This is a genomic window from Methanoregula sp., assembly GCF_002835825.1.
Taxonomy (GTDB): domain Archaea; phylum Halobacteriota; class Methanomicrobia; order Methanomicrobiales; family Methanospirillaceae; genus Methanoregula.
This window is the reverse complement of the sequence record NZ_PIZH01000270.1, coordinates 1-3,035: the sequence shown is the minus strand read 5'-3', so window position 1 is coordinate 3,035 and position 3,035 is coordinate 1. Positions and strand designations below refer to the sequence as shown.

4 protein-coding genes are annotated in these 3,035 nt (G+C 50.6%); 1 reads left to right on the top strand and 3 read right to left on the bottom strand.

The genetic code is table 11. The annotated features are described in order from the left end of the window. Both CW742_RS09620 and CW742_RS09615 read right to left on the bottom strand, forming a co-directional pair. The coding region (locus CW742_RS09620; RefSeq protein ID WP_292419699.1) for an AAA family ATPase at positions 1–108 on the bottom strand (108 nt) is incomplete at its 3' end. Further along, positions 105–821 (bottom strand): DUF4198 domain-containing protein, encoded by a 717-nt coding sequence (locus CW742_RS09615; RefSeq protein WP_292419696.1) that lies wholly within the window; start codon positions 819–821, stop codon positions 105–107. The genes CW742_RS09620 and CW742_RS09615, both read right to left, overlap by 4 nt. A gap of 249 nt (positions 822–1,070) precedes the next feature. Here CW742_RS09615 and CW742_RS09610 point away from each other — a divergent pair, with 249 nt between their 5' ends. Then, positions 1,071–2,042, top strand: a complete 972-nt coding sequence (locus CW742_RS09610) for a hypothetical protein (RefSeq protein WP_292419693.1) — start codon at positions 1,071–1,073, stop codon at positions 2,040–2,042. Between the two features lie 53 nt (positions 2,043–2,095). Here the strand turns inward: CW742_RS09610 and CW742_RS09605 are convergent, their stop codons facing one another. Next, entirely contained in the window at positions 2,096–2,899 is an 804-nt protein-coding gene (locus CW742_RS09605) for a class I SAM-dependent methyltransferase (protein WP_292419691.1), read from the bottom strand. Between the last annotated feature and the right edge of the window lie 136 nt (positions 2,900–3,035).

Here is a 3,035-nt window from a genome sequence, read left to right as displayed (position 1 = left end):
GTCGATGGCAAGCACACGGAGCCCCTTCCGGGCAAGGAGGCGGGAGAGGGTTGCGATTACTGTCGTTTTCCCCGCGCCCCCCTTACCGGTGGCGATGATCTTGATCATGCTTTCTGGGTCTCCATCACCAGGGTGGAGACAAAGACGGTTTCATCATATTCGTCTTCCACGGCTTTTGACGGATCATTGTGGCGGGCAATGAACATCCATGTGCCATTCTTGCTGATCGGGAACGTGACAATACCCTTGGCATTGCTGACAGCACTTGCCACATCCTTGCCCTCTTTCTTCGAGATCGCTTTAACCGTAACGCCCTTTACCGGCTTTCCTTCGTACAGAACAGTAAGGGAGACCTCCTTGTCAGGAACAAGGACCGGGGTTGCGGGGACGAGGTCAAGAATGCCATGCACGTGCCGTGGATTATATTTTCCTACCTCCCCAAGGGGGAGGATCTTTTTTGCCATCTGGTGAAAAGCACCTGCATACGCAATGTCCTTGTACATCTTCCGCGGACCATGTTTGTATTCATCATTTTTCGTTTTTGAAATTACGAGGGGAGAAAGGTCAACAACGGAAATATAATACCCGGCTTTTTCTCCCTTGAACGATACGATATGGTGATCGGCCTTCGTTTTGATCTCCGGAACAATCTTTTTCCTTCCGGGACCATACACGACAGAAGAGATCCTGTCGGCATCGACATGCCCATCCGTCTTCATATTATGGCCGTACATCAGTTTGATGTCAGCTTTTGTTCCGTTTCCTCTCATACTTTCGAGCCAGATCTCGTGGCCGAATACCATTAAAAGCAGTTTTTCCATGTTGCTCATCATTTCACCTGTTGGATTTTAAACCTTTGAAGTGTTACACAGATATAGTAATAAATTTTGTTTAATTGATAGCACCAAATCAAAAACATTTTTACATTTTTACTTACAATGTAACCATCTCACGGGGCGCCGTTTTTCAGGAGCGTATCCGGCCATCCGCATTCAGCAGACTATCACCATGTATGAGGGAATGTCCGGTCCTGACCCTGAAAGACAGTCCTGACATGGGCACGGGGAAAAATGGATATTCTGACAATCCTGGTACAGATTCTGAAATTCTTCTGGCAGGTACTACCGTACATCTTCATCGGTTTTGTGATTGCAAACCTGATCAAGGCGTCAAGGTATTTCGATCTCATTGGTCTTCCGATGTCCGTATTTTCCCGGCTCGCGCACCTGCCCAATCGATGCTCTTCTGCACTGACCCTGTATCTCCTCAACTCCTATTCTGCGCTCGGACTGCTCTCTGAGAATTTCCGGGAAAACAACCTTGATGAGAAGCATGTCCTGATAACCGTCCTTGTGGCGTATTTCCCCAAAGGGATCAATACCATTGTCTTCTTCCTCGCACCCGTAGCGCTCTCTGTTTTCGGGCTGTTTTATGGTATGGCGATTCTTGGAGTCGAGTTCACCATCTGCATGGGAATTACTCTTGCAGGAATCATTGGAGGCAGGATACTGTTTGCACCACCTCACCTTCTTGTGCATGGAACAACCGGATCAGCGGCTAAAGATCCGGTTCAGATAGAGGCGTTTACCAAAACCACGCTGGTGAAGTGCCTGAAAGACAGCATAAGGGACTTTTATGAGATATGTCTCGTTCTTGTTCCTACTGGTGCACTCATCATATTCTTATTCAATATCGGTGTGCAGGACACCCTCCAGGCGCTCTTGCAGCCGCTCTTCTCACTCTTTCACCTCCCGGCATCAAGCGTGATTGTCTTTGCTGCAGCGTTCGTGAGCCAGGTGGCTGCGATCTCTGCGACCGGGACCGTTGCTGCGGGAGAGAACCTGACGCTTATCCAGTGCCTCATCATCTATGCCCTGTCGCGATCGCTCCACCTAGGGATCGGCCAGATTAAAACCGGGCTCCCGACGAACATCGCGCTCTTTGGCAAATCCCTGGGCGTCAAAGTAACCGCCCTCGATTTCACCATGACCCAGCTGACAACCGTGATCGTGGTCATTATCCTGCTTATTATCAGCGGATAGCGGGGATAACACGGCAAAAAACAGAAAAAATGGGATAATTCCGGTAGGATTGATCAACCCTCACGCCGTTCCTTGGGATCCCACCAGACAACCGCAGCACGGTAATTTCTCTCATGCAAACCGCTCCGGCTCTCTGCCTGTAACGCTGAACGGATCTTTTCTTCCACTTCCGGTCTAACTTCGGTATAGAGAGAGTAGAAGATCCTGTACACATTCATCAGCATATCAAACGATCGCACGGTTCTTGCATCGATCATCCGTACCTGGGGGATCCTGCCGTTCTGGTAGAGAATGTTGTAAATGATCGGATAACCGGCATATGCAGGATAAGGAGTCTCTCCCATGATGGAATGCCACAGGTTCTTTTCAAATCCCTTTGACCCGCCTGCTCCCTCAACAACACAGCAGTAGCCTCCCGCGATCTCCTCCATGCGGCCGATCTGCTGCAGAATATCGCGGAACATCCAGATGACCGTTGAGGTTATCACAAGATCGTATGAGCCACGGAGTGAGCCGGTGTCCACTTCCTGCCAGATCTTGGAGATAATGTCATAGTTTGCGATCGCGGTTTCTGCGGTATCACGCTGGATCACGCGGATCATTCCCTCTGCAGGTTCAACCGCAGTCATATGCGCAACACGCTTAGCGAACGGGATGACAAATGTTCCCGGCCCGGAGCCGACTTCGAGCACTCGCGATGACGGCCCGACAATGCCATGGGCGGCAAGCGCATCATGGACACTTGTCCCGTACGCGTACTCGTCCGTTCTCCGGAACTCCGAATAATCCTCCGCACGCGCAGTCCAGTGTTCAACAGAATAATCATTGAGAGATGCCCGGATCAGGTTATCGTACATGTCCTCCCATCTCCTCAACCCGGCTAAAGCAGTGCCGCTCATGGCTCCACCTTACACCAGAGAATACCAATCCTGCTGGGAAGATGGTACATGCCCTCCACGGGGTGCTGACCGATGAATGAGCGGGTTGCACCCC